The sequence below is a fragment of the Streptomyces racemochromogenes genome, from assembly GCF_044129415.1.
GTDB lineage: Bacteria > Actinomycetota > Actinomycetes > Streptomycetales > Streptomycetaceae > Streptomyces > Streptomyces racemochromogenes_A.
The window spans coordinates 24,886-46,819 of sequence record NZ_JBBDHD010000055.1 but is presented as its reverse complement, the minus strand read 5'-3'; the positions used below and the strand labels follow the sequence as shown (position 1 = coordinate 46,819).

General features: G+C 72.8%; 18 protein-coding genes. 5 read left to right on the top strand and 13 right to left on the bottom strand.

Features of this window, described 5'->3' with window-relative positions; all coding sequences use genetic code 11:
- Positions 1-379 precede the first annotated feature (379 nt).
- From WDV06_RS21000 to rsmI, 3 genes are all read right to left on the bottom strand, one after another.
- Positions 380-1,288 (bottom strand): TatD family hydrolase, encoded by a 909-nt coding sequence (locus WDV06_RS21000; RefSeq protein ID WP_395511293.1) that lies wholly within the window; start codon positions 1,286-1,288, stop codon positions 380-382.
- 9 nt (positions 1,289-1,297) lie between these two features.
- Positions 1,298-1,786: a hypothetical protein gene (locus tag WDV06_RS20995; RefSeq protein ID WP_395511292.1), complete on the bottom strand. Its 489-nt coding sequence runs from the start codon at positions 1,784-1,786 to the stop codon at positions 1,298-1,300.
- A 161-nt stretch (positions 1,787-1,947) separates the two neighbouring features.
- Positions 1,948-2,844 (bottom strand): 16S rRNA (cytidine(1402)-2'-O)-methyltransferase, encoded by an 897-nt coding sequence (gene rsmI, locus WDV06_RS20990; protein WP_395511291.1) that lies wholly within the window; start codon positions 2,842-2,844, stop codon positions 1,948-1,950.
- A 68-nt stretch (positions 2,845-2,912) separates the two neighbouring features.
- Between rsmI and WDV06_RS20985 the strand changes: the two genes are divergently transcribed.
- The 3 genes from WDV06_RS20985 to WDV06_RS20975 all read left to right on the top strand — a co-directional run bounded on the left by WDV06_RS20985 (position 2,913) and on the right by WDV06_RS20975 (position 7,024).
- Positions 2,913-4,679, top strand: coding sequence for a dolichyl-phosphate-mannose--protein mannosyltransferase (locus WDV06_RS20985; protein ID WP_395511290.1), 1,767 nt, complete (start codon positions 2,913-2,915; stop codon positions 4,677-4,679).
- 91 nt (positions 4,680-4,770) lie between these two features.
- Complete coding sequence (locus WDV06_RS20980) at positions 4,771-6,420, top strand: penicillin-binding transpeptidase domain-containing protein (protein WP_395511289.1); 1,650 nt, start codon at positions 4,771-4,773, stop codon at positions 6,418-6,420.
- A gap of 124 nt (positions 6,421-6,544) precedes the next feature.
- On the top strand, positions 6,545-7,024 hold the full coding sequence (locus WDV06_RS20975) for a YbaK/EbsC family protein (RefSeq protein ID WP_395511288.1): 480 nt from the start codon (positions 6,545-6,547) through the stop codon (positions 7,022-7,024).
- Positions 7,025-7,069: 45 nt separating this feature from the next.
- Here WDV06_RS20975 and WDV06_RS20970 read toward each other — a convergent pair whose 3' ends face one another.
- From WDV06_RS20970 to WDV06_RS20955, 4 genes are read right to left on the bottom strand one after another with little or no spacing between them, the layout of a single operon-like run.
- Positions 7,070-8,227 (bottom strand): serine hydrolase domain-containing protein, encoded by a 1,158-nt coding sequence (locus WDV06_RS20970; RefSeq protein ID WP_395511287.1) that lies wholly within the window; start codon positions 8,225-8,227, stop codon positions 7,070-7,072.
- Positions 8,228-8,255: 28 nt separating this feature from the next.
- Entirely contained in the window at positions 8,256-9,056 is an 801-nt protein-coding gene (locus tag WDV06_RS20965; RefSeq protein ID WP_395511286.1) for an energy-coupling factor ABC transporter ATP-binding protein, read from the bottom strand.
- Positions 9,053-9,814, bottom strand: a complete 762-nt coding sequence (gene cbiQ / locus WDV06_RS20960) for a cobalt ECF transporter T component CbiQ (RefSeq protein WP_395511285.1) — start codon at positions 9,812-9,814, stop codon at positions 9,053-9,055. The genes WDV06_RS20965 and cbiQ overlap by 4 nt, the downstream gene beginning before the upstream one ends.
- Position 9,815: 1 nt before the next feature.
- On the bottom strand, positions 9,816-10,871 hold the full coding sequence (locus tag WDV06_RS20955) for an energy-coupling factor ABC transporter permease (RefSeq protein WP_395511284.1): 1,056 nt from the start codon (positions 10,869-10,871) through the stop codon (positions 9,816-9,818).
- 176 nt (positions 10,872-11,047) lie between these two features.
- On the opposite strand from WDV06_RS20955, the gene WDV06_RS20950 reads away from it, so the two are divergent.
- Positions 11,048-11,461, top strand: a complete 414-nt coding sequence (locus WDV06_RS20950) for an SsgA family sporulation/cell division regulator (protein ID WP_395511283.1) — start codon at positions 11,048-11,050, stop codon at positions 11,459-11,461.
- Between the two features lie 92 nt (positions 11,462-11,553).
- Here the strand turns inward: WDV06_RS20950 and WDV06_RS20945 are convergent, their stop codons facing one another.
- Together WDV06_RS20945 and WDV06_RS20940 are read right to left on the bottom strand one after the other, a co-directional pair.
- On the bottom strand, positions 11,554-13,764 hold the full coding sequence (locus tag WDV06_RS20945) for an MMPL family transporter (RefSeq protein WP_395511297.1): 2,211 nt from the start codon (positions 13,762-13,764) through the stop codon (positions 11,554-11,556).
- A gap of 136 nt (positions 13,765-13,900) precedes the next feature.
- Positions 13,901-14,479: a TetR/AcrR family transcriptional regulator gene (locus WDV06_RS20940; protein ID WP_366450999.1), complete on the bottom strand. Its 579-nt coding sequence runs from the start codon at positions 14,477-14,479 to the stop codon at positions 13,901-13,903.
- A gap of 216 nt (positions 14,480-14,695) precedes the next feature.
- Between WDV06_RS20940 and WDV06_RS20935 the strand changes: the two genes are divergently transcribed.
- A complete protein-coding gene (locus tag WDV06_RS20935) occupies positions 14,696-17,959 on the top strand; it encodes a S41 family peptidase (protein ID WP_395511282.1) in 3,264 nt (1,087 codons plus the stop codon).
- Positions 17,960-18,043: 84 nt separating this feature from the next.
- On the opposite strand, the gene WDV06_RS20930 is transcribed toward WDV06_RS20935, so the two are convergent.
- The 4 genes from WDV06_RS20930 to WDV06_RS20915 all read right to left on the bottom strand — a co-directional run bounded on the left by WDV06_RS20930 (position 18,044) and on the right by WDV06_RS20915 (position 21,775).
- Positions 18,044-18,232, bottom strand: a complete 189-nt coding sequence (locus WDV06_RS20930; protein WP_395511281.1) for a hypothetical protein — start codon at positions 18,230-18,232, stop codon at positions 18,044-18,046.
- 74 nt (positions 18,233-18,306) lie between these two features.
- Entirely contained in the window at positions 18,307-19,191 is an 885-nt protein-coding gene (locus tag WDV06_RS20925; RefSeq protein WP_395511280.1) for an SDR family oxidoreductase, read from the bottom strand.
- The gene (locus tag WDV06_RS20920; protein ID WP_395511279.1) at positions 19,188-20,150 is read right to left on the bottom strand and encodes an alpha/beta fold hydrolase; all 963 of its coding nucleotides are present in this window, start codon (positions 20,148-20,150) and stop codon (positions 19,188-19,190) included. Before WDV06_RS20920 ends, WDV06_RS20925 begins: the two co-directional genes overlap by 4 nt.
- A complete protein-coding gene (locus WDV06_RS20915; protein ID WP_395511296.1) occupies positions 20,147-21,775 on the bottom strand; it encodes a flavin-containing monooxygenase in 1,629 nt (542 codons plus the stop codon). The genes WDV06_RS20920 and WDV06_RS20915 overlap by 4 nt, the downstream gene beginning before the upstream one ends.
- Between the last annotated feature and the right edge of the window lie 159 nt (positions 21,776-21,934).

Genomic DNA, 21,934 nt, shown 5'->3' with positions numbered 1-21,934 from the left:
CGTTCGCCTACCAGTCGGTCTCGGCGGCCCTCGGCCCGGGGGGCGGGGACGCCGGGCTCGGGCCCCGGGTCCCGGCCCGGATCGAGGCCCGCTCCCGGGCCCGGGTCCGGGCCGGTGGCGTCCGGCTCGGTCTCCGGCCAGGAGACACGGCGGTGACTGCCCTGCGTATCGCTCACGTCGCTCGCTCCACTGGTCCGGCCCCGGCTGGTTCGGGCACGGCACCCTAGCGGGAGCGGCCGTCACGCACCAAAGCCGTTCGACTACCCAGCGTGTCGAACGAACGGGTGTACCGAAGGTGTCGCGGCGACCGTACCGAAATGTCGGCACATCGCCATGTCGTCATGTCGTGGCGCGGGCATGTCCCCCATCCGCCCGACGGTCAGTGGTCGAGCCGGTAGTCGAAGGCGCGGGCCGTGTTCGCCGCGAGGGCGGTGGCCATGGCGTCCTCGTCGATCCCGCGCACCGCCGCCATCGCCCGCACCGTCAGCGGGATCAGGTACGGCGCGTTGGGCCGCCCGCGGTAGGGCGCCGGGGTCAGGTACGGGGCGTCCGTCTCGACGAGCACCAGCTCCAGCGGAGCCACCGCCAGGGCCTCCCGCAGCGGCGCCGCGTTCTTGAAGGTGACCGTGCCTGCGAAGGACATGTAGTACCCGGCAGCCGCGCACTCCCGGGCCATCTCCGCGTCCCCGGAGTAGCAGTGGAAGACCGTCCGCTCGGGCGCGCCCTCCTCGCGCAGCACCCGCAGCACGTCGGCGTGGGCGTCGCGGTCGTGGATGACGAGGGCCTTGCCCTGCCGCTTCGCGATCTCGATGTGGGCCCGGAAGGAACGCTCCTGCGCGGCCATCCCCTCCGGCCCGGTGCGGAAGTGGTCCAGCCCGGTCTCGCCGACCGCCTTGACGTGGCCGAGGGCGGCCAGCGCCTCGATCTCGGCGAGGGCGTCGTCCAGCGCCCCTTCGCCGCCGCCGGTCCGGGCGCCCTGCCGCGACCAGCCGTCCGGGTCGCCCAGGACGATGCGGGGGGCCTCGTTGGGGTGCAGCGCCACCGCCGCGTGCACGTTCGCGTGGGCCGCCGCGGTCTCGGCGGCCCAGCGCGAGCCCTTCACGTCACAGCCCACCTGCACGACGGTGGTCACACCCACCGACGCCGCCTTCGCCAGCCCCTCCTCGACGGTGCCGGACTGCATGTCGAGGTGGGTGTGCGAGTCGGCCACCGCCACCCGCAGCGGTTCGGGCAGCGGGGGCGGGGCGTCCTTGGCGGCGGCCGAGGAGGAGGAAGGGCGAGCGCTCATGGGCCGATCTTATGACCGGCGCAGCCGCCCCAGCAGGCGGGCGAGCAGGCCGGGACGCCGCCCGGGCTCGTTGACGGCGACCGGCCCCGGGGAGTCGTGGGAGGGCCTGCGCTGCCTCGGGGGACGCGGCGGGTTCTCCCCGGCCGGCACGGGTCCGGCGATCCCGGGGGCGATGCGGTGGTGGTAGAGACGGTCGATGGTGGCGTTCACCTGGGAGACCGTGCCGGCCCGCATGATCCGCACGACGTGCCCGCCGCAGTTCAGGCAGGTCGGATTGGACAGCGGGGAGGGCACCCGCTCGCCGTTCACCTTGTACATGATGAACGGCTGACCCTTGCCGTCGGTGTGGTGCTCAATCGCGTAGGACTGCTCCCACCCGTACCCGCACTTCATGCACGCGAAGGAGTAGGCCTCGTGCACGGTCTGCACATCGGACGTGGAAACGGCGGCAGGCCCTGCGGCGGGGACGGGTACCGGGGTGTCTGCGATCTCACTCATGCCAGCTCCTCTTGTTCCACTGGTGCCATTGACAGTGGACGCCTCTTCGGGCGGGAGCGCATCAGGCCCTGTCCAGTGTTGGACTCTCTTTGGGCCAGTCATGTCTCAAAGCGGCCGGTGCGCGGTCTGAGCTTTGCTTTTCAGGTTAGCTCTTTACCGATCTACGGCATCTTTTGTGCCGCATTCTTTGCCGCCACCACCGCGTCGAAGACGTCGCGCTTGGGTACTCCGGCCTCGGCCGCGACCGCCGCGATGGCCTCCTTGCGCCGCTCCCCCGCCTCCTCGCGCACCCGCACCCGGCGCACCAGCTCCTCGTCGTCCAGGTCCGCCGGCCCGGCGGCCGGCGCCCCCTCGACCACGATGGTGATCTCGCCGCGCACCCCCTCGGCGGCCCACTCGGCCAGCGCACCCAGGCCGCCGCGCTTGACCTCCTCGTACGTCTTGGTGAGCTCGCGGCACACGGCGGCCCGCCGGTCGGCACCGAACACCTCGGCCATGGCCGCCAGGGTGTCGTCGAGCCGGTGCGGGGCCTCGAAGTAGACGAGCGTGCGCCGCTCGCCCTCGACCTCGCGGAGCCGGCCGAGCCGCTCGCCCGCCTTGCGCGGCAGGAACCCCTCGAAGCAGAACCGGTCCACGGGGAGCCCGGAGAGCGCGAGAGCGGTGAGGACGGCGGACGGCCCGGGCACGGCCGTGACCTTGAGGTCCTTCTCCACGGCGGCGGCGACCAGCCGGTAGCCGGGGTCGGAGACCGAGGGCATGCCCGCGTCGGTGACCAGCAGCACCCGACGGCCCGCCTCCAGGGCCTCGACCAGCTCGGGGGTGCGGGCGGACTCGTTGCCCTCGAAGTACGACAGGACCCGCCCGGTGGTGTGCACGCCCAGGCCCTGGGTGAGCCGGCGCAGCCGCCGGGTGTCCTCGGCGGCGATCACGTCGGCCCGCTCCAGCTCGGCGGCGAGGCGGGGCGGGGCGTCGGCGAGGTCGCCGATCGGGGTCCCGGCGAGGACGAGCACGCCGTCGGAGGAGGGGGATCGGTCGGCGCGGGGCTGGTCTGCTGTCACCGGCTCATCCTCTCATTGGGGCTCGTGGGGACTGGGGTTCGCACAGGGGCGTTCCCTACGATGACCCGGTGACCAGTACCGCGACGCCGCCGCCCAGCCCCGCGGGGGCCCCGCCCGTCCCGCCGGGCGGAGGCGGCCCCGAGCACGAACCGCCCGTGTGGCTGCGCCGCCTGCGCGGGTTCGGCTACGCGCCGGCCGCGCCGGCCGCCGATGTCCGCACCCGCCTCGTGCCCCCGTACGCCCGGCCGTCCGTCCAGCTCTGGACGGCGCTCGGGATCGGGGAGGCGGGCCGGGAGAAGTGGCAGCGGGCCATGGCGTGGGCGGGGCCGCTGCTGGTGGCGCTGGTCGCGGGCGTGCTGCGGTTCACGCACCTGGGCAGCCCGAAGGCGGTGATATTCGACGAGACGTACTACGCGAAGGACGCGTGGGCCACGATCCGGCAGGGCTACGAAGCCAGTTGGCCCAAGGATGTCGACAAGTCGATCCTCGCGAATCCCGACGCCGTCCCGCTGCCGACCGACCCCGGCTACGTGGTGCACCCGCCGGTCGGCAAATGGGTGATCGGGCTCGGCGAGTGGATGTTCGGCTTCGACCCCTTCGGCTGGCGGTTCATGACGGCGCTGCTCGGCACCCTGTCCGTCCTGATGCTGTGCCGCATCGGCCGGCGCCTCTTGCGCTCCACCTTCCTCGGCTGCCTGGCGGGCGCGCTGCTCGCGGTCGACGGCCTGCACCTGGTGATGAGCCGCACCGCCCTGCTCGACCTGGTGCTGATGTTCTTCGTGCTGGCCGCCTTCGGGGCGCTGGTCGTCGACCGCGACCGGGCCCGGGCCCGCCTCGCCGCGGCGCTCCCGGTCGACGAGGAGGGCCGCGCCCGACCGGACGCGGGCGTCGCGGAGACCCTCCGGCTGGGCTGGCGCCCGTACCGGCTGCTGGCCGGCGTCTGCCTGGGCCTGGCGTTCGGCACCAAGTGGAACGGCCTGGTGGTGCTGGCCTTCTTCGGGGTCCTGACCGTGCTGTGGGACGCGGCCGCGCGCCGCACCGCCGGCGCGGGCGCCCCGTACGCGGCGATGCTGCGCCGCGACGCGCTGCCCGGGTTCCTCTCGACGGTGCCGGTGGCGATCGCCGTGTACCTGACGTCCTGGCTCGGCTGGATCCTGAGCCCCGACGACGGCAGGGGCGGTTACTTCCGCGACTGGGCCGCCAAGTCCGACCAGAACAGCTCGCTGTCCTTCCTGCCGGAGTGGCTGCGCAGCCTGTGGCACTACGAGACCGAGGTCTACAAGTTCCACGTGGGCCTGACCTCCGGCCACACCTACCAGTCCAACCCGTGGAGCTGGCTGGTGCTGGGCCGGCCGGTGTCCTACTTCTACGAGTCCCCCTCCCCCGGCACCGACGGCTGCCCGGCGACCGAGGCGGGCAAGTGCGCCCGCGAGGTGCTGGCGCTGGGCACGCCGCTGCTGTGGTGGACGGGCTGCTTCGCGCTGCTGTACGTGCTGTGGCGCTGGCTGTTCCGGCGCGACTGGCGGGCGGGCGCGATCGCGTGCGCGCTGGCCGCGGGCCTGCTGCCCTGGTTCAACTACCAGGAGCGGACGATCTTCTACTTCTACGCGGTGGTCTTCGTCCCCTACCTGTGCCTGGCGGTGGCGATGATGATCGGCGCCCTGTTGGGGCCGGCGGGCTCCTCGGAGCGGCGGCGGGCCCTCGGGGCGATCGGGGCGGGCGTGCTGGTGCTCCTGATCATCTGGAACTTCATCTATTTCTGGCCGATCTACACCGGCCAGACCCTGCCCATGGACTCGTGGCGTGGCCGGATGTGGCTGGATACGTGGATCTGACGTGGAGGTGCGCCCCTACCCGCGCGTAAGGTGAGCCCCGAGGTTCTTTGAACGTGTTCAGAGAACGGGGGCTCCCGGGGAGGGGACGGACATGCACGGGGCGGCAAAGGGTGCCATCGTCGGCGGGGTAATCCTGGCGGTGGCCGGCGGAGCGGCGTACGGGGTGGTCACCCTGGTGGGTGACAGCGGCGGCACCGACGGCAGCGGCAAGAACGGCGCGGTCCCCACCGGCTCGGTCACCGCGCAGAAGGCGGCCGGCCCCGTCACCGACCAGGAGACGGCCCGGGTCGCCAAGGACTTCCTGGCCGCGTGGGCGTCCGGCGACGCCCGCACGGCCGCCGAGCTGACGAACAACGCCCCCGCCGCGCAGCCGGTGATGGCCGATTTCCGATCCCGGAGCGCCGTCTCCAAGACGGTCATCACCCCCGGCACCGCGAACGGCGCCACCGTGCCCTTCAAGGTCGAGGCCGAGATCACCCACGAGGGGACCACCACGCCCTTCGTCTACGACTCCCAGCTGACCGTCGTCCGCGGCACCGGCAGCGGCAAACCGCTCGTCGACTGGCAGCCCTCGGTGATCCACCCCCAGCTGCAGAAGGACGAGCGGCTGCGCGCGGGCACCCCGGCCAGCCCGCCCGTCCAGGCCCTCGACCGCCACGGCAAGGAACTGACGCCCGAGCGCTACCCGTCGCTGCGCCCGGTGCTGGACGCGCTGCGCACGACGTACGGGCAGAAGGCGGGCGGCACCCCCGGCGTCGAGGTGTGGATCGAACCGGCCACCGCCGACGCCCCCAAGCGGACCCTGGCGACGCTGGTCGAGGGCAAGCCCGGGCAGCTGCGGACCGTGCTGGACGCCGACGTGCAGGCGGCGGCGGAGAAGGCGGTGGGCCAGTACGAGGAGGCCTCGGTCGTCGCGGTCCAGCCGAGCACCGGCGACATCCTGGCGGTGGCCAACCACCGCCGCGACGGCTTCAACGCGGCGATGCTGGGCCGTCGGGCACCCGGCTCGACGATGAAGATCGTGACGGCCGCGATGCTGCTGGAGAAGGGACTGGTGGCGGCCGACCGGCCGGCGGCGTGCCCGGCGAGCGCCACGTGGGACGGCAAGGTCTTCCGCAACCAGGGCGGCTTCTCCCTCCAGGGCCAGCCTTTCTCGGCCAGCTTCGCCCGGTCCTGCAACACCGCCTTCATCAGCCTGATCGACGACGTGAAGGACAACGGCGCACTGCCGCGGACGGCCAAGGAGGCCTTCGGCATCGGACTGGACTGGAAGACAGGCATCCCCTCACAGGACGGCACCGTTCCGGTGACCTCGGGCTCGGCGGCCGCCGCCGAGTACATCGGGCAGGGCGCGATCCAGATGAACCCGCTGAACATGGCCTCGGTCACGGCGACCGCCCGCACCGGGGTGTTCCGCCAGCCGGTCCTCGTCAAGGCCTCCCTGGACGGCCGCACCCTGGCGACGGCTCCGCGCTCCCTGGCGCCGGGGGTGTCGGCCCAGTTGGTGCGGATGATGCGGCAGACGGCCACGAGCGGCACGGCGGCGAAGGCGATGGCCTCGGTCGGCGGCTCCGACAAGGGAGCGAAGACCGGCTCGGCGGAGGTCGACGGGGCGACGGCTCCGGACAGCTGGTTCACGGGCTTCAGCGGCGACGTGGCGGCGGCGGCCATGGTCGAGGGCGGCGGCCACGGCGCCGACGCGGCGGGCCCCGTCGTCGCCACGGTCCTCAACGCCTCCTGACACCCCCGGCCGGCCGAAGAACCCCCGGGCCGCGAGGTCCGGGGCGGTGCCCTGGGAACGGTGCGAGGGCGGGACGGGGGCGAAACACCTCGCCCCCCGGCCGGCACGGCGCTAGCGTCCCGGCATGACGACCAGCACCCCGCACCCCCTCTTCGCCCGGGCCATCGCCGAACTCGGCCTCGACCTCACCATCCGCGCCTTCCCCGAAGGCACCCGCACGGCCGCCGACGCCGCCGCGGCGATCGGCTGCGAGCTCAGCCAGATCGTGAAGTCGCTGATCTTCGCCGCGGACGGCGCCCCGGTCCTGGTCCTCATGGACGGCGCCTCGCGCGTCGACGTCGAGGCGGTCCGGCGTCAACTCGGCGCCGCGGAAGTCACCCGCGCCGACGCGGCCCTCGTCCGCGAGACCACCGGCTACGCCATCGGCGGCGTCCCGCCCTTCGGCCACCGCACCCGCACCCGCGTGCTGGCGGACCAGGCCCTCCTGCGGCACGACGTGGTCTGGGCGGCGGCCGGCACCCCGCACACCGTGTTCCCGATCCCCCCGCGCGAACTCGTCACCCACGCCTCCGCCGAGCTGGCCGACGTCCGCGAACGCCTCTGACGACGGCCAACGAGCACACAGGAATAGCGCCAAAGCGACAAAGCGCTACAGGCAGGAACGCAGCGCCCGCACCAGCGCCTGCGCACGCGGGTCGGCGGTGACCGACTTGGCGTGCGCGTTGGTGACGTAGCCGAAGCCGATGCCCGCCTCCGGGTCCGCGAAGGCCAGCGAGCCGCCGCGGCCCGGGTGGCCGAAGGAGGCCGGGGACAGCAGCGGGGACGCCGGCCCGTGCAGCATGTAGCCGGGGCCGAAGCGGGTCCCCACGACCAGCACCCGGTCGGGGCCCGCCGCGAACTCGGTGCCGGCCAGCGCGGTGGTCGCCGGGGTGAAGATCCGCGCCCCGCCCTCCACCACCCCGATGGTCGCCGCGTAGAAGCGCGCCAGGGCGCGCGCCGTGCCGATGCCGGCCGACCCGGGGAGCTCCGCCGCCTGGTAGACGGGGTCGTTCTCGTCCGGCTGCGGGTCGATGGCGGCGAAGGCGCGACGGGTGAGGGACTCCGGGTCGGCGTACGCCTCCGAAACGTTTCTCCTCGGCCGCGTCTTCAGCAGCCCCGCACTCGGCGGCGGCTCGACCGGAGCCACCCGGCCCACCCGGTGCGCCTCGCTCTCCGGCAGCCCGATCCAGAAGTCCAGGCCGAGCGGCTCGGCCATCTCCTCGGCCAGGATCCCGCCGACGGTGCGCCCGGTGGCCCGCAGCACCAGCTCGGACACCAGCCAGCTGAAGGTCTGCGCGTGGTAGCCGTGCGCGCTGCCCGGCTCCCAGAACGCCTGCTGCGCCGCGACCGCCCGCGCCCCCGACACCCCGTCGACGGCCTCCGCCACGGTCAGGCCCCGATCCAGGGCGGGGACGCCGGCCTGGTGCGCGAGCAGGTGACGGACCAGGGTGCGTTCCTTGCCGCCCGCCTTGAACTCCGGCCAGTACGAGCTCACCGGCGCGTCCAGGTCCAGCAGTCCGCGCTGGTGCAGCAGCAGCGGTACGGCCGCGGCCACGCCCTTGGTCGCCGAGCGCACGATCGTCGTGGTGTCCTCGGCCCAGGGCTCGCTGCCGTCGGCGTCCTTCGTACCGCCCCACAGGTCGACGACCTTGCGGCCGTCCCGGTACACGGTCACGGCCGCGCCCCGGTCCCCGAGGACCTCGAAGTTGCGCGCGAAGGCCTCTCGTACGGGCTCGAAGCCCCCGGTCACCACACCCTGGATGTTCACGAGCACCCCAACAACCGCGGACCTGCGCTTATGCCGCGGCCACGGAACGCGGGTCGAATCCGAACGGCAGCTCCAGCCGGTGCGCGCCCATCAGCTCCTCGTCGCACAGCAGGTCCCGGGTGCGCCCGTCGGCGGCGATGACCCCCTCGCTGAGGATCACCGAGCGCGGGCAGAGCTCCAGGGCGTACGGGAGGTCGTGCGTCACCATCAGCACGGTGACGTCGAGCGCCCGCAGGATGTCGGCCAGCTCGCGCCGCGAGGCGGGGTCGAGGTTGGAGAAGGGCTCGTCCAGGACGAGGATCTCCGGCCGCATGGCCAGTACGGTCGCCACCGCCACCCGGCGCCGCTGGCCGAAGGACAGGTGGTGCGGGGGGCGGTCGGCGAAGGCGGCCATGCCGACCTGTTCGAGGGCCTCGCGGACCCGCGTCTCCAGCTCTGCGCCGCGCAGGCCGGCGGCGGCCGGGCCGAAGGCCACGTCCTCGCGGACGGTCGGCATGAACAGCTGGTCGTCGGGGTCCTGGAAGACGATGCCGACGCGGCGCCGGATCTCGGCCAGGTTGCGCTTCTCCACGGGCAGGCCGGCCACGGTGACGGAGCCGACGCCGCCGCCCAGGATGCCGTTGAGGTGCAGGACGAGGGTGGTCTTCCCGGCTCCGTTGGGGCCGAGCAGGGCGACGCGTTCGCCGCGGCCGACGGTGAGGTCGACGCCGAAGAGGGCCTGGTGCCCGTCGGGGTAGGCGTAGGCGACCCCGGACACCTCCAGCGAAGGCACCGGACGGCTAACGCCAGTGAGGGCTGCGGAGGCATTAGAGGCGGAGGGAGCGGTCACAGCGTCCAACCCATCAGACAGACGGCGAGCGCCGTCACCGGGAGCACGGCCGAGTACGCCCACTGGGCGCGGGTGGCCGTGACGTCGTCGATCACCGGCATGGAACCGGCGTAGCCGCGGCTGACCATCGCGAGGTACACCCGCTCGCCGCGCTCGTAGGAGCGGATGAAGAGGGCGCCGGCGGTCTTGGCGAGCACCCCCCAGTGCTGGATCCCGCGCGCCTCGAAGCCGCGCGAGCGGCGGGCGATGGACATCCGGCGCAGTTCGTCGGTGATGACGTCCCCGTACCGGATCATGAAGGAGGCGATCTGCACGAGCAGCGGCGGCAGCTTCAGCCGCTGGAGGCCCAGCAGCAGGGCCCGCAGTTCGGTCGTGGATGCCAGGAGCACGGAGGCGGCCACGCCGAGGGTGCCCTTGGCGAGGACGTTCCAGGCGCCCCACAGTCCGGAGACGCTCAGCGACACACCGAGGACGTCGACCCGCTCGCCCTGTGACACGAACGGCATGAGCACGGCGAACAGCACGAACGGCACCTCGATCAGCAGCCGTCGCAGCAGGAACCCCGCGGGGATCCGGGCCGCCGCGGCGACGGCGGCGATGAGGACGGCGTACAGGCCGAAGGCCCACATCGCCTCGCGCGGTGTCGACACGACGACGATCACGAAGGCGGCGGTCGCGGCGATCTTGCAGTGCGGCGGCAGCTCGTGCACGGGCGAGTGCCCGTGCCGGTAGAGCCTGTGCGCGTGACCGGCCCCCACGTCAGCCCGCCGAAGGGGCGGCCGTGGAGGACGCGGTCAGGTCCTGGGCGCGGCGGCGGCGCACCACCCAGAAGACGCCGCTGCCGACGGCGACGGTCGCGCCGACGCCGATGACCCCGGCGAGGCCGCCGGACAGGCGGGCGTCGTCGACGTCCTTGACGCTGTAGTCGGCGAGCGGGGAGCCGGCGGTGGCGTGCTCCCGCGCCTTGGCGTCGATGCCCTGGTCGGCGGCGACCTTCTCCAGGCCGTCGGGGCTGGCGGAGGCGTAGAAGGAGACGAACCCGGCGAGCACGAGGGCGGCGGCCAGGCCGGTGAGCCAGAGCTTGCGGGTGGAGCGGGCGGCGACGGGGACGGGCGCCGCGGCGGGGGCGTCGACGAGCTCGCCGCCGACGCGCAGCTTCAGCGGGGCGGCCAGGCCGCGCGCGCCGTGCACCAGGTCGGGGCGTACGGCGATCACGGCGCCGACGGTCGCGGCGGTGATCAGTGCCTCTCCGATGCCGATGAGCACGTGGACGCCGGCCATCGCGGTGAAGACCTTGCCGATCGGGACGTCGGTGGTGCCGCCGAGGGCGTAGAGGAGGGTGAACATGACGGCCGCGCCGGGCACCGAGAGCAGGGCTCCGGCGAACGCGGCGGTGGTGACCGAGCGCCGGCCGGAGGGCAGGAGCCGCAGCAGGACGCGGAAGACGGCGTAGGAGACGAGGACGGTCACCACGGCCATGTTCAGGATGTTGACGCCGAGCGCGGTCAGGCCGCCGTCGGCGAAGAGGATGCCCTGCATCAGCAGGACGACGGAGACGCAGAGCACGCCGGTGTAGGGGCCGACGAGTATCGCGGCGAGCGCGCCGCCGAGGAGGTGCCCGCTGGTGCCGGCGGCGACCGGGAAGTTCAGCATCTGCACGGCGAAGATGAACGCGGCGACGAGGCCGGCCAGCGGGGCGGTGCGTTCGTCGAGCTCACGGCGGGCGCCGCGCAGGCTGACCGCGACAGCGGCGGTGGCCGCCACTCCTGCGGCCACCGAGACGGGCGCGTCGATGAATCCGTCGGGCACGTGCATGGAGCGGCTCCGCTTCCTCTTCCTCACATGAGCGTTCAACCGTTCAAGAGTAGTGCCCACTTGCAAATGATTGGCAAGAGCCGCCGCCACACAAATACATACGTGCGGTTTCGTGGGAATGTGCGAGGCTGGACGGACATACGGACGTAGATGTTCCGATTCAAGGAGTCCGGTCGATGTCAGCCACCGCCGAGAATCCGCCAGCCACCTCCGCGGCCGTCGAGGAGCGGGTCACCGGCCGCGTGATCAGCGACGACCCCCTCTACCGCGCGATCCCCGTCGCCCTGCGGTTCACCCCCGCCGAACCGCTGGCCGTACGGATCGTCTTCCCCGCCGAACTGTCCCCCGAGGACACCGACAACGAGTGGGTCTTCCCCCGCGCCCTGCTGGAGGCCGGCCTGCTCGCACCGACCGGGACCGGGGACGTACGGGTCTGGCCCTGCGGCCGGGTCCAGGCGGTGGTCGAGTTCCACTCCCCGGAGGGCGTGGCCGTCATCCAGTTCGACAGCGCCGTCCTGCGCCGCTTCCTGCGCCACACGTACGCCGCCTCCGGCACGGGCGCGCGGCCCGCGGCCACCCGTACGGCCTAGCGGAACGCGGCCGGCCCCGCACCCGGGGATCCGGGTGCGGGGCTGGGGCTCACATGCCTCACCGCTTCGGCGTGGCATTAGCCGCCCGAGGGTCAGGCGTTGACCAGCTCGCGCCGCTTGTCGGGGTCCTCCGGGGACCCGGCCTCCGGCGCGGACTCCCCCAGGTGCTTGCGCAGGCTCTCGCCCTCCACGTCCACGTTGGGCAGGATCCGGTCCAGCCAGGCGGGCAGCCACCAGGCCTTGTGGCCGAGCAGCGCCAGCACCGCCGGAACGATCGCCATGCGCACCACGAAGGCGTCGAACAGGACGGCGACGGCCAGGCCGAAGCCGATCATCTTCACCATCGCGTCGCTGGCGCCCAGGAAGCCGGAGAAGACGGCGATCATGATGACCGCGGCCGCCACGACCACACGGGCGCTGAACCGGAACCCGGTCACCACGGCCTGGCCCGGGCGCTCGCCGTGGACGTACGCCTCCCTCATCCGGGTGACGAGGAACACCTCGTAGTCCATCGCCAGGCCGAAGACCACGCCCACCATGAAGATCGGCATCATCGACATGATCGGACCGGTCTGCTCCACCCCGAAGACGGACCCGAGCCAGCCCCACTGGAACACCGCGACGACCGCGCCGAGAGCGGCGACGACCGACAGCAGGAAGCCGAGGGCCGCCTTGAGCGGAACCAGGATCGAGCGGAACACCAGCATCAGCAGCAGGAACGCCAGGCCGACCACGAGCGCCAGGTAGGGCAGCAGCGCGTCGTTCATCTTCTGCGAGAAGTCGATGTTCATCGCGGTCGCGCCGGTGACGAACACGTCGTTCCCGTTGCCCTCGCGGATCTTGTGGACCAGGTCCTCGGTCTGCGTCGAGGACGGACGCTCCTTCGGGATCACGCTGATGACAGCGGCGTCCTTGGCCTGGTTCTGGTGCGGCGGGGTCACCGCGACCACGCCCTCCAGCCCCTTGATCCGGTCGACGGTCCGGTCGGCTAGCGCCTTGTCGCCGTCCACCACCACCATCAGCGGACCGTTGAAGCCCGGGCCGAAGCCCTCGGACAGCATGTCGTACGCCTTGCGCTGGCTGGTGGAGACCGGCTTGGAGCCGTCGTCCGGCAGGCCCATCTCCAGCTTGCTCGCCGGCACCGCGACGGCGCCCAGGCCGATCACACCGACCAGCAGCACCATCACCGGGCGGCGCAGGACGAAGCGCGCCCAGCGCGTGCCGCCGTTGGGCTTCTCCTCGGCGCCGGCCGGCCTGCCCTTGCCGAAGATCTTGCTCTTCTCGCCGGCGGGCAGCACCTTCTTCCCCGCGAAGCCGAGGATCGCCGGGACCAGCGTCAGGGCGACGAGTACGGCGATGACCACCGTTCCGGCGGCCGCGACACCCATCTTGGTCAGCATCGGGATGTTGACGACGGCCAGGCCCACCAGGGCGATGACCACGGTCAGACCGGCGAACACCACCGCGGAGCCGGCGGTTCCGGCGGCGCGGCCCGCGGCCTCGTCGCGCTCGCGGCCCTCGGCGAGCTCCACGCGGTAGCGGGAGACGATGAACAGCGCGTAGTCGATGCCGACCGCGAGGCCGATCATCATCGCGAGGGTGGAGGTGGTGGAGCCGAGGTCCAGCACGTTGGCGAGCGCGGTGATCGAGGAGACGCCGATGCCCACCCCGATCAGCGCGGTCAGCAGCGGCAGCCCGGCCGCGACCAGCGAGCCGAAGGTGATGACCAGGACCACGCCGGCGATCAGGATGCCGATGGCCTCGCCGGAGCCCGTCTCAGGGGCCTCCATCAGCGCGTCGCCACCGATCTCCACCTGGAGGCCGGCCTTCTGCGCGTCGTGCCCGGAGTCCTTCAGGGCGTCACGCGTGACGTCCTTCAGCTCCATGCCGCTGACCTTGTACTTCACCGTGATGTAGGTGGTGGAGCCGTCCTGGCTCACCGCCTGCATCTGGTACGGGTCGTCGACGGTGGCGACCTGGGTGGCACCGTCGCCCTGCTTCAGGCCCGAGATCAGCTTCTCGACCTCGGCCTTGGGGCCCTGGTCGGTGACCTTCGCGCCGGCCGGGGCCTTGACGACGATCCGGGCGGTCGCGCCGTCGGCGGACATGCCCGGGAACTTCTTGTCCAGCAGGTCGAAGGCCTTCTGGGCCTCGGTGCCGGGGATCGAGAACGAACCGGAGGTCGGCGCGGCGGCCGTCGCGGCGCCGAAGCCGGCGGCGAACAGCAGCGCCACCCATATGAGGGCGACGAGGCCGCGGCGCCTGAAGGCGCCGCGCCCGAGCCGGTAGAGGAAGGTGACCACGTCGTGGTTCTCCCGTTTCAGGTCGTGGGATGGATCCTGCGCCCATACGGCCGGGGCCATGGGCGGATCAGGGCGTGGAAAGCCGGCCCGACGACGAGAGCGGCGTGTCAGGAGCAGCAGGCGGTTCTTGTGGGAGTCAGACGCCGAGGGCGGGGAAGACCACGGCGTCGATGAACTGGGTGAGGAACGCCCGGTCGACGGACCGGTCCTCGATCAGCGGCAGGGCGATGAACGCCCCGATCAGCATGTGCGGTACGAAGTCCAGCGCCGGACAGTCCGGGCGGACCTCGCCCCGCTCCACCGCGCGCCGGAGCATGGCCTGGAGGCCGTTGATCTCCGGGTCGACCAGCAGGTCCCGCAGCGCCCGGTGCAGCTCCGGGCTCTCGTGGACGGCGTGGGCCAGACCCCGCATGAGAGCGGTGTCCTTGGCCATCTGCGCGTCGTCGGAGTGCGCGACCATGCGGGCGAAGTCACCGCGCAGGGTGCCCGTGTCGATCTCCCGCAGGGAGACCGGCTGGGTACATCGAAGGGCCTTGGCGACCAGCTCCGGCTTGCTCCCCCACTGGCGGTAGAGGGTGGCCTTGCTGGACTTCGTGCGGGCGGCGACCGCATCCATGGTCAGCGCCTCGTAGCCGACCTCGCGGAGGAGGTCGAGGACCGCCTCGTGGAGCTCGGCCTCCCGCTCGGGGGTGATCCGGCTGCGCCGTGCCGACATCGCGTCGGTGACCCGGCAGCTTCCCTTCATCACGACCACCCATCCGAACGAAACGGTTTCGTACACCGAAGAGACTACCGCTCACCCTTAACGAAACGAAACCGTTCCGTTTCGATATGACGGTGGCGTCGGTCACACGGACGGGCATACGGGCGAACACCCCATGGACCACCTGTACGAGTTGCCGCACCCCCCTGGCGCGGAAAGCATTGTGGGGTGAGTCACGACGTCGCGTATCTCCGCTTCCCGCACCTGCACGACGAACTGCTGTGTTTCGCCACCGAGGACGACCTGTGGGTCGCCCCCCTGGTCCCCGAGGGCGACACCCCGGGCCGGGCCTGGCGGATCTCCGTCGACCGCACCCGGGTCGGCCACCCCCGCTTCTCCCCCGACGGACGGCACATCGCGTTCACCACCTGGCGCAGCCTCGACCCCGAGATCCACCTCGCCCCCGTCGACGGCGGGCCGGCCCGCCGGCTCAGCTACTGGGGCTCCACCGACACCCGCGTCTGCGGCTGGGACCCCGACGGCAACATCCTGGCCGTCTCCTCGCACGGGCAGCCGTTCTCGTACTACTCCTGGGCCTACAAGCTGCCCACCGACGGCAGCCCCGGCGGCCGCCTGCCCTGGGGCCCCGTCTCCGACATCCAGGTCGCCGACATCGACGGCGAGCACCGCAGCCTGCTGCTGACCGGCAAGCCCCCGCACGAGCCCGCCGCCTGGAAGCGCTACCGCGGCGGCGCCACCGGCCGGCTCTGGCTCCACGGCAAGCGCCTGCTGGAGGACATCGAGGGCCACATCGAAGCACCGATGTTCGTCGGCGGCCGCATCGCCTTCCTCTCCGACCACGAGGGCATCGGCAACCTCTACTCCTGTCTGCCCGACGGCACCGGCCTGCGCCGCCACACCGACCACGAGGACTTCTACGCCCGCCACGCCTCCAGCGACGGCTCGCGCGTCGTCTACCAGTGCGCCGGCGACCTCTGGCTGGTGGACTCCCTCGCCGAGGACGCCTCCCCGCGCCGGCTCGACGTCCGCCTCGGCGGCCCGCGCGCGGGACGGCGCACGTACCAGGTTCCCGCCGCCAGCCACGTCGACTCCCTGTCCGTGGACACCACCGGCCGGGCCAGCGCCGTCGTCATCCGCGGCAGCCTGTACTGGCTCACCCACCGCGACGGCCCGGCCCGGACCATCGCCGACACCCCCGGCGTACGGGTCCGCCTGCCGGAGATGCTCGGCAGCGGCGGGCAGGTCGCCTACGTGACCGACGCCGAGGGCGAGGACGCCATCGAGATCGCCTACCTCCCCCGCGCCTCCGGCGAACGCGAGCCGCGCCGGCTGGCCTCGGGCGAGCTGGGCCGCGTCACCGAACTGCTGTCCGATCCGGACGGCGAGCGGCTCGCCGTCGCCTCCAACGACGGACGGCTGCTGCTCATCGACGCGACCGAGGAGTCCGACGGGGAGGTCACCGAGCTGATCCGCTCCATCAACGGGCCGGTCACCGACCTCGCCTTCTCCCCCGACGGCTGCTGGCTGACCTGGTCGCACCCCGGCATCGGCCACTCCCTGCGGCAGATCAAGATGGCGAAGATCTCCGGACCGGGCGCATGCGTCGTCGTCGACGTCACCAACGGCCGCTTCGCCGACGAGAACCCGGTTTTCACGCGGGACGGCCGCTACCTCGCCTTCCTGTCCTGGCGCGGGTTCGACCCGGTGTACGACGTCCACACCGGCGACCTGTCCTTCCCCCTGGGCTGCCGGCCCTACCTGGTGCCGCTGTCCTCGGCCACCCCCTCCCCCTTCGCCTTCTCCCCCGACGGCCGCCCGGCGGCGGGCGGGCTCGACCCCGTCGAGGGGGAACCCGGCGAGGGGGACGGGACGGTGACCGTGGAGGTGGAGGGCCTGGAGAGCCGGGTCACCCCCTTCCCCGTGGCCGCGTCGAAGTACTCGGCCCTGCACCCCGTGAGCGGCGGCGGACTGGTGTGGCTGCGCTGGCCCATCTCCGGCGCGCTCGGCGAGACATTCGCCAACCCGGCCGACACCAGCGGCAAGCCGACGCTGGAGCACTTCGACATGACCAAGGCCCGCAAGACCGAACTGGCCTCCGGGCTGGACTGGTTCGCGGTCAGCGGCGACGGCACCCGCCTCGTCGTCAACGACGACGGTGACCTCCGCGCCGTACCGGCCACCGAATCGGGTGACGGCGACTCCACCGTCTACCTCGACCTGCGCCGCATCCTGCACGAGGTGGACCCGGCGGCCGAGTGGCGGCAGGCGTACGAGGAGGCCGGCCGGCTCATCCGCGCGTACTTCTGGGAACCGAACATGTGCGGCATCGACTGGGACGCGGTGCTGAGCCAGTACCGGCCCCTGGTCCAACGGGTCGCCTCCCCCGACGAGTTCGCCGACCTGCTGCGCGAGGTCCTCGGCGAACTCGGCACCTCGCACGCGTACGTCTCCCCCGCCCGCCGCAACGAGGGCCCGCCCCACTACCAGCGGGCGATCGGCCTGCTCGGCGCCAACCTGGTGCGCCGCGATGAGGGGTGGGTGGTCGCGCGCATCCTGCCCGGCGAGTCCTCCGACTCCAAGGCCCGCTCCCCGCTCGCCGGCACCGGCATCCGCGAGGGCGCGGTACTGACCCACGTCGACGGCCGGCCCGTCGACCCGGTCGCCGGCCCCTACCCGCTGCTCGCGGCGGCCGGGGGCACCACCGTGGAGCTGACGTTCACCCCGGCCGGGGGCGAGGGCCGGTCCCGGCGCGTCGCGGTCGTCCCGCTCGTCGACGAACGGCCGCTGCGCTACCAGGACTGGGTGTCCAAGCGCCGCGCCGTGGTCCGCGAGATCAGCGGCGGGCGCTGCGGCTACCTGCACATCCCCGACATGGGCGGCTCGGGCTGGGCCCAGTTCAACCGCGACCTGCGGATGGAGATGTCCCGGCCCGCCCTGATCGTCGACGTGCGCGGCAACGCCGGCGGGCACATCAGTGAACTCGTCGTCGAGAAACTCACCCGATCGATTCTCGGCTGGGACCTCACCCGCGACGCCCAGCCGGTCAGTTACGCCTCCAACGCGCCGCGCGGCCCGATCGTGGCCCTGGCCGACGAGGCGACCTCCTCCGACGGGGACATGATCACCGCCGCGTTCAAACTGCTCGGCCTGGGCCCGGTGGTCGGCCAGCGCACCTGGGGCGGGGTCGTCGGCATGACGGGCCGGCACAGGCTGGGCGACGGCACGGTCATCACCGTGCCGATGAACGCCGCCTGGTTCCCGGAGTACGGCTGGTCGGTGGAGAACCACGGTGTGGAGCCGGACCTGGAGATCATGCGCACCCCCCTCGACTGGGCGGAGGGCCGCCACGCGCAGCTCGACGACGCGGTGTACCTGGCGCTGGAGCTGCTGGAGCAGGACCCGGCCGCGATCCCGCCCGGCTACACGGACGTCCCGGACGGCCGCCGGCCGAAGCTGCCGCCACGGCCGTAGCGCGCGTCGCGCACAGCGCACAGCACAAGGGGCGCGACCCGTGAGACGTACGGGTCGCGCCCCTCGGCGCCGTGCAGGACCGGGTCAGGCCCAGGTCTCGTCGAGCTCGTCGCGGACGTCGTCGGCCGGCTGGTGCGCCTGCGGCTTCTTCGGCTCGGCCTGCTGCGCACGCGAGGACGCCTCGCCCTTCGCGCCCTTCGCGCCCTTCGCGCCCTGCTGGGCCTTCGCCTTGAGCTGCTCCGCCTTGTCCTGGAACTGGTCCTTGATACCCATGCGTGCACTCCCTGAGGGGTGTTGGTGGTGGGGCTCGACCAGACTGACACGAAGGCACAAATGCCGCATTTTGATCAGCGGCTCCGGGTGCGCTCCTGTTCGTCGGCGGCTCCGCCCGCACCCACCAGCCCCCTGGGCACTCCGGCCAGCCGGGGTTCGAAGCGCTTCATCTCGCGCCGTCCGCCCGCCGCGATGACCGCCGGCAGGTAGCCGCGCACGCCCTGCGTGCCCCGCAGCCACCACTGCGCGTACACGTGCGCCGAACGCCGCTCGATGCCGGCGACGATCCGGTCGACGGCCGGGCCGAGCGGGTAGGTCCGGTTCGCCGGCCAGGGCAGGCGGCCGCGCAGTTCGCGCATCACGTCGTGCTGGTCGGCGCCGCGGACCATGTCGGTGTCGGTCCAGGAGAGGTAGCCGACGCCGACCCTGACCCCCTTGTATCCGACCTCGGCGCGCAGGCAGTGCGCGAAGGCCTCGACACCGGACTTGGAGGCGCAGTACGCCGACATCATCGGCGCGGGGGTGATCGCGGCGAGCGAGGCGATCTGGAGGAAGTAGCCGCGGCTCTCCATGAGGACGGGCAGGAAGGCGCGGGCGGTCACCGCCCCGCCGATCAGGTTGACCTCGATCACCCGTCGCCAGGCCTCCGGGTCGGAGTCGACGAACGGGCCGCCGGAGGCGACGCCCGCGTTGGCGACGACGATGTCCACCTTGCCGAAGCGCTGTTTGACCTCCTGCGCGACCCGGGCCATCGCCTCGTGGTCGGTGACGTCGGCGTACCAGTGGTCGCTGTCGGTGTGCAGCCGCTCGGAGACCTCCTTGAGTGCCTCCGGCTCCAGGCCGACGAGCGCGACCTTCGCTCCGCGCGCGGACAGCTTGCGGGCGAGCAGCTCACCGACCCCGCGAGCGGCGCCGGTGACGACGGCGACCTGGCCTTCCAGACTGCTGCGAGCACTCACGTCGTCTTCTCCTTCTCGGTCGCGGTCGCGGCCGCGTTCGTCGTGTGCGTCGTGTGCGCGGCGAGGTACCGGGACGTCAACTCACGCAGGGCGGAACTCACCGCTTCGGGCGCCTCAATGGGGGTCATATGACCTATTCCGGTGAGTTCGGTCAGGCCGACGCAGTGCGGCAGCGCGGCCGCCAGCCCGCGGGCGTGCACGACCGGGGTCAACCGGTCGTCGCGGCCCACGATGACGGCGGTCGGCACCGCCAGCCGGGCCACCCCCTCGTCCAGGTCGAGGCCGGCCAGTACGTGCGACCAGGAGCGGCGCACCCCCGCGGGGCAGGCGTGCACGATCCGCGCGCAGGCGTCCACCCGTTCGGGCGCGGAGCCCGGGCCCATGGTCGCGTACTTGAGGACCGCCCGGGTGGCGGGGGTGACGGGTCCCAGCGGGGCGGGCGACCCCAGCAGTCCCCGGGTCATACGGGTCCGCGCGCGCCCGGGGCGCAGCGGCAGCACGGTCGCCTCCGCGACCAGCCGCGAGCTGCCGGTGCTGCACAGCAGGACGGCCGCGGCGTGCTCGGCGAACCGGGGGCGGCCGGCGGCGGCCATGACGGTCATGCCGCCCATCGAGTGCCCGGCGACGACGGCCCGCTCGCCGGGGGCGAGGGTGGCCTCCAGCACGGCGACGAGGTCGTCGGCGAGGGCGGTGGTGCTGTACGCGGCGGCGGCCGGGCTGCGGCCGTGGCCGCGCTGGTCGTAGGCGATGACGCGGTGGTCGCCGGCCAGTTCGCGGATCTGGGCGGCCCAGAAGGCGGTGGAGCAGGTCCAGCCGTGGGAGAGGACGACGGCCGGGGCGCCCTCGGGGCCGTGGACCTCGACGTGCAGGCGGGAGCCGTCGGCGGAGACCGCGACCAGTTCGCGGGCGGCGGCGGGGGGCGCGTACCGCCCGGCGGTGACGCGCGGCGGCCGGCTCATGCCGCGCCCTCGCCGGCGGGGGCCGACTCCGCGGCGGCAGCGGCGGCACCAGCGGCGGCACCGGCGGTGGCACTGCCGGCGGTAGCCGCCGCGGTCGCGGGGAGGCGCTGGGCGCCGTGCTCGCGCCCGCGGACCCGTACGACCTCGTACTCGGCCAGGTCGACCGTCAACGTCTCGCGCCGGAACTCACCCGTCGTACCCGGCCAGACCGTGGTGTTGCGGCCCTGCGCGTCCAGGTACCAGCTGGTGCAGCCGCCGGTGTTCCACACCGTCCGCTCCATGCGCGCCTGTACGCGCCGGTTCCACTGGTTGACGGCGGAGGGGCGGGCGGCGAGCGCGGTGCGGCCGCCGCGGGGGCCGTCGCCGAGGAGGGACAGCTGACGCAGGTAGTCGGCCATGTAGTTCAGCTGGGACTCGATCATCAGGATCATGGAGCTGTTGCCGAGGCCGGTGTTCGGGCCGATGATCGTCATCCAGTTGGGGAAGCCGGCCGCCGTCGCCCCGCGCAGCGCCTGCATCCCGCCCTTCCAGCTGTCGGCGAGGGTCTGCCCGTCCGCGCCGACCACCCGGTCGGCGATGGGCATGTCGGTGACGTGGAAGCCGGTGCCGAAGATGATCGCGTCGACCTCCGCCTCGGTCCCGTCGGCGGCGACCAGGACCGAGCCCCGCACCTCCTTCAGCCCGGAGGCGACCAGGTCCACGTCGGGCCGGGCCAGCGCCGGGTAGTACTCACTGGAGAGCAGGATCCGCTTGCAGCCGATCCGGTACGAGGGCGTCAGCTTGGCCCGCAGCACCGGGTCCTTGATGGAACGCGCCATATTGGCCTTGGCCAGGGATTCGATCAGCCCGAGCTGGTTCGGCCGCTTGGTGAAGGCGCTGACCTGGAGTTCGCGGATCCCCCACAGCAGCCCGCGCCGGGCCGCCTGGGTGAAGGGCAGCTGCCGGTGGAGCCGGCGTTCGAGGGAACTGATGGCCCGGTCGGTGCGCGGCATGACCCACGGAGGGGTGCGCTGGAAGAGGGTCAGGCGCGCCGTCTTCGGGGCGATGGCGGGGACGATCTGGATCGCGGAGGCGCCCGTGCCGATCATCGCGACGCGCTTGCCGCGCAGGTCGTAGTCGTGGTCCCAGCGCGCGGAGTGGAAGACCTTCCCGGGGAACTCGTCCAGCCCGGGGATCTCCGGCATCTTCGGGTCGGACAGCGGGCCGGTCGCCGACACCACGACGTCGGCGGTGAAGGCGCCCGCCGAGGTGTCGATCTCCCAGCGCAGTTCCTCGGCGTCCCAGCGCATCATCAGGACCTCGTGGCCGAAGCGGATGTGCGGGCGCAGCCCGAAGGTGTCGGTGACGTGTTCCAGGTAGGCGCGGATGGCCGGCTGCCCGGAGAAGGTGCGGGGCCAGTCGGGGTTGGGTGCGAAGGAGAAGGAGTACAGGTGCGAGGGGACGTCGCAGGCGCACCCGGGATAGCTGTTGTCGCGCCAGGTGCCGCCGACGGAGTCGGCCCGTTCCAGCACGACGAAGTCCGTGATCCCCTCGCGCCGCAGCCGGACGGCCGCGCCGAGTCCGCCGAAGCCCGACCCGATCACCGCCACCCGTACGTGCTCGCGCCCGTGCCCGCGCCCGTCCATGCCGCTCATGCCCGCCGCCTCCCGCTTCCGCAGTCCGTCCCAGCCACGTCAAGCCACGCCGTCACACTCATCCGAACATTGCCAGCAATCACTGGCACAATCGGGAGCGTAGAGCAGCTCCGTACCCATGGGTAGGGGTCGCGCCCGGAAAGTTACCGG

What these genes read in the sequence shown, in the direction of transcription:
- WDV06_RS20920 (WP_395511279.1), bottom strand. Translation starts at nt 20,150, where the DNA reads ATGAGCCGGCCGCCGCGCGTCACCGCCGGGCGGTACGCGCCCCCCGCC.
- WDV06_RS20950 (WP_395511283.1), top strand. Translation starts at nt 11,048, where the DNA reads ATGTCAGCCACCGCCGAGAATCCGCCAGCCACCTCCGCGGCCGTCGAG.
- WDV06_RS20930 (WP_395511281.1), bottom strand. Translation starts at nt 18,232, where the DNA reads ATGGGTATCAAGGACCAGTTCCAGGACAAGGCGGAGCAGCTCAAGGCG.
- WDV06_RS20940 (WP_366450999.1), bottom strand. Translation starts at nt 14,479, where the DNA reads ATGTCGGCACGGCGCAGCCGGATCACCCCCGAGCGGGAGGCCGAGCTC.
- WDV06_RS20995 (WP_395511292.1), bottom strand. Translation starts at nt 1,786, where the DNA reads ATGAGTGAGATCGCAGACACCCCGGTACCCGTCCCCGCCGCAGGGCCT.
- WDV06_RS20975 (WP_395511288.1), top strand. Translation starts at nt 6,545, where the DNA reads ATGACGACCAGCACCCCGCACCCCCTCTTCGCCCGGGCCATCGCCGAA.
- WDV06_RS20915 (WP_395511296.1), bottom strand. Translation starts at nt 21,775, where the DNA reads ATGGACGGGCGCGGGCACGGGCGCGAGCACGTACGGGTGGCGGTGATC.
- WDV06_RS21000 (WP_395511293.1), bottom strand. Translation starts at nt 1,288, where the DNA reads ATGAGCGCTCGCCCTTCCTCCTCCTCGGCCGCCGCCAAGGACGCCCCG.
- WDV06_RS20980 (WP_395511289.1), top strand. Translation starts at nt 4,771, where the DNA reads ATGCACGGGGCGGCAAAGGGTGCCATCGTCGGCGGGGTAATCCTGGCG.
- WDV06_RS20955 (WP_395511284.1), bottom strand. Translation starts at nt 10,871, where the DNA reads ATGCACGTGCCCGACGGATTCATCGACGCGCCCGTCTCGGTGGCCGCA.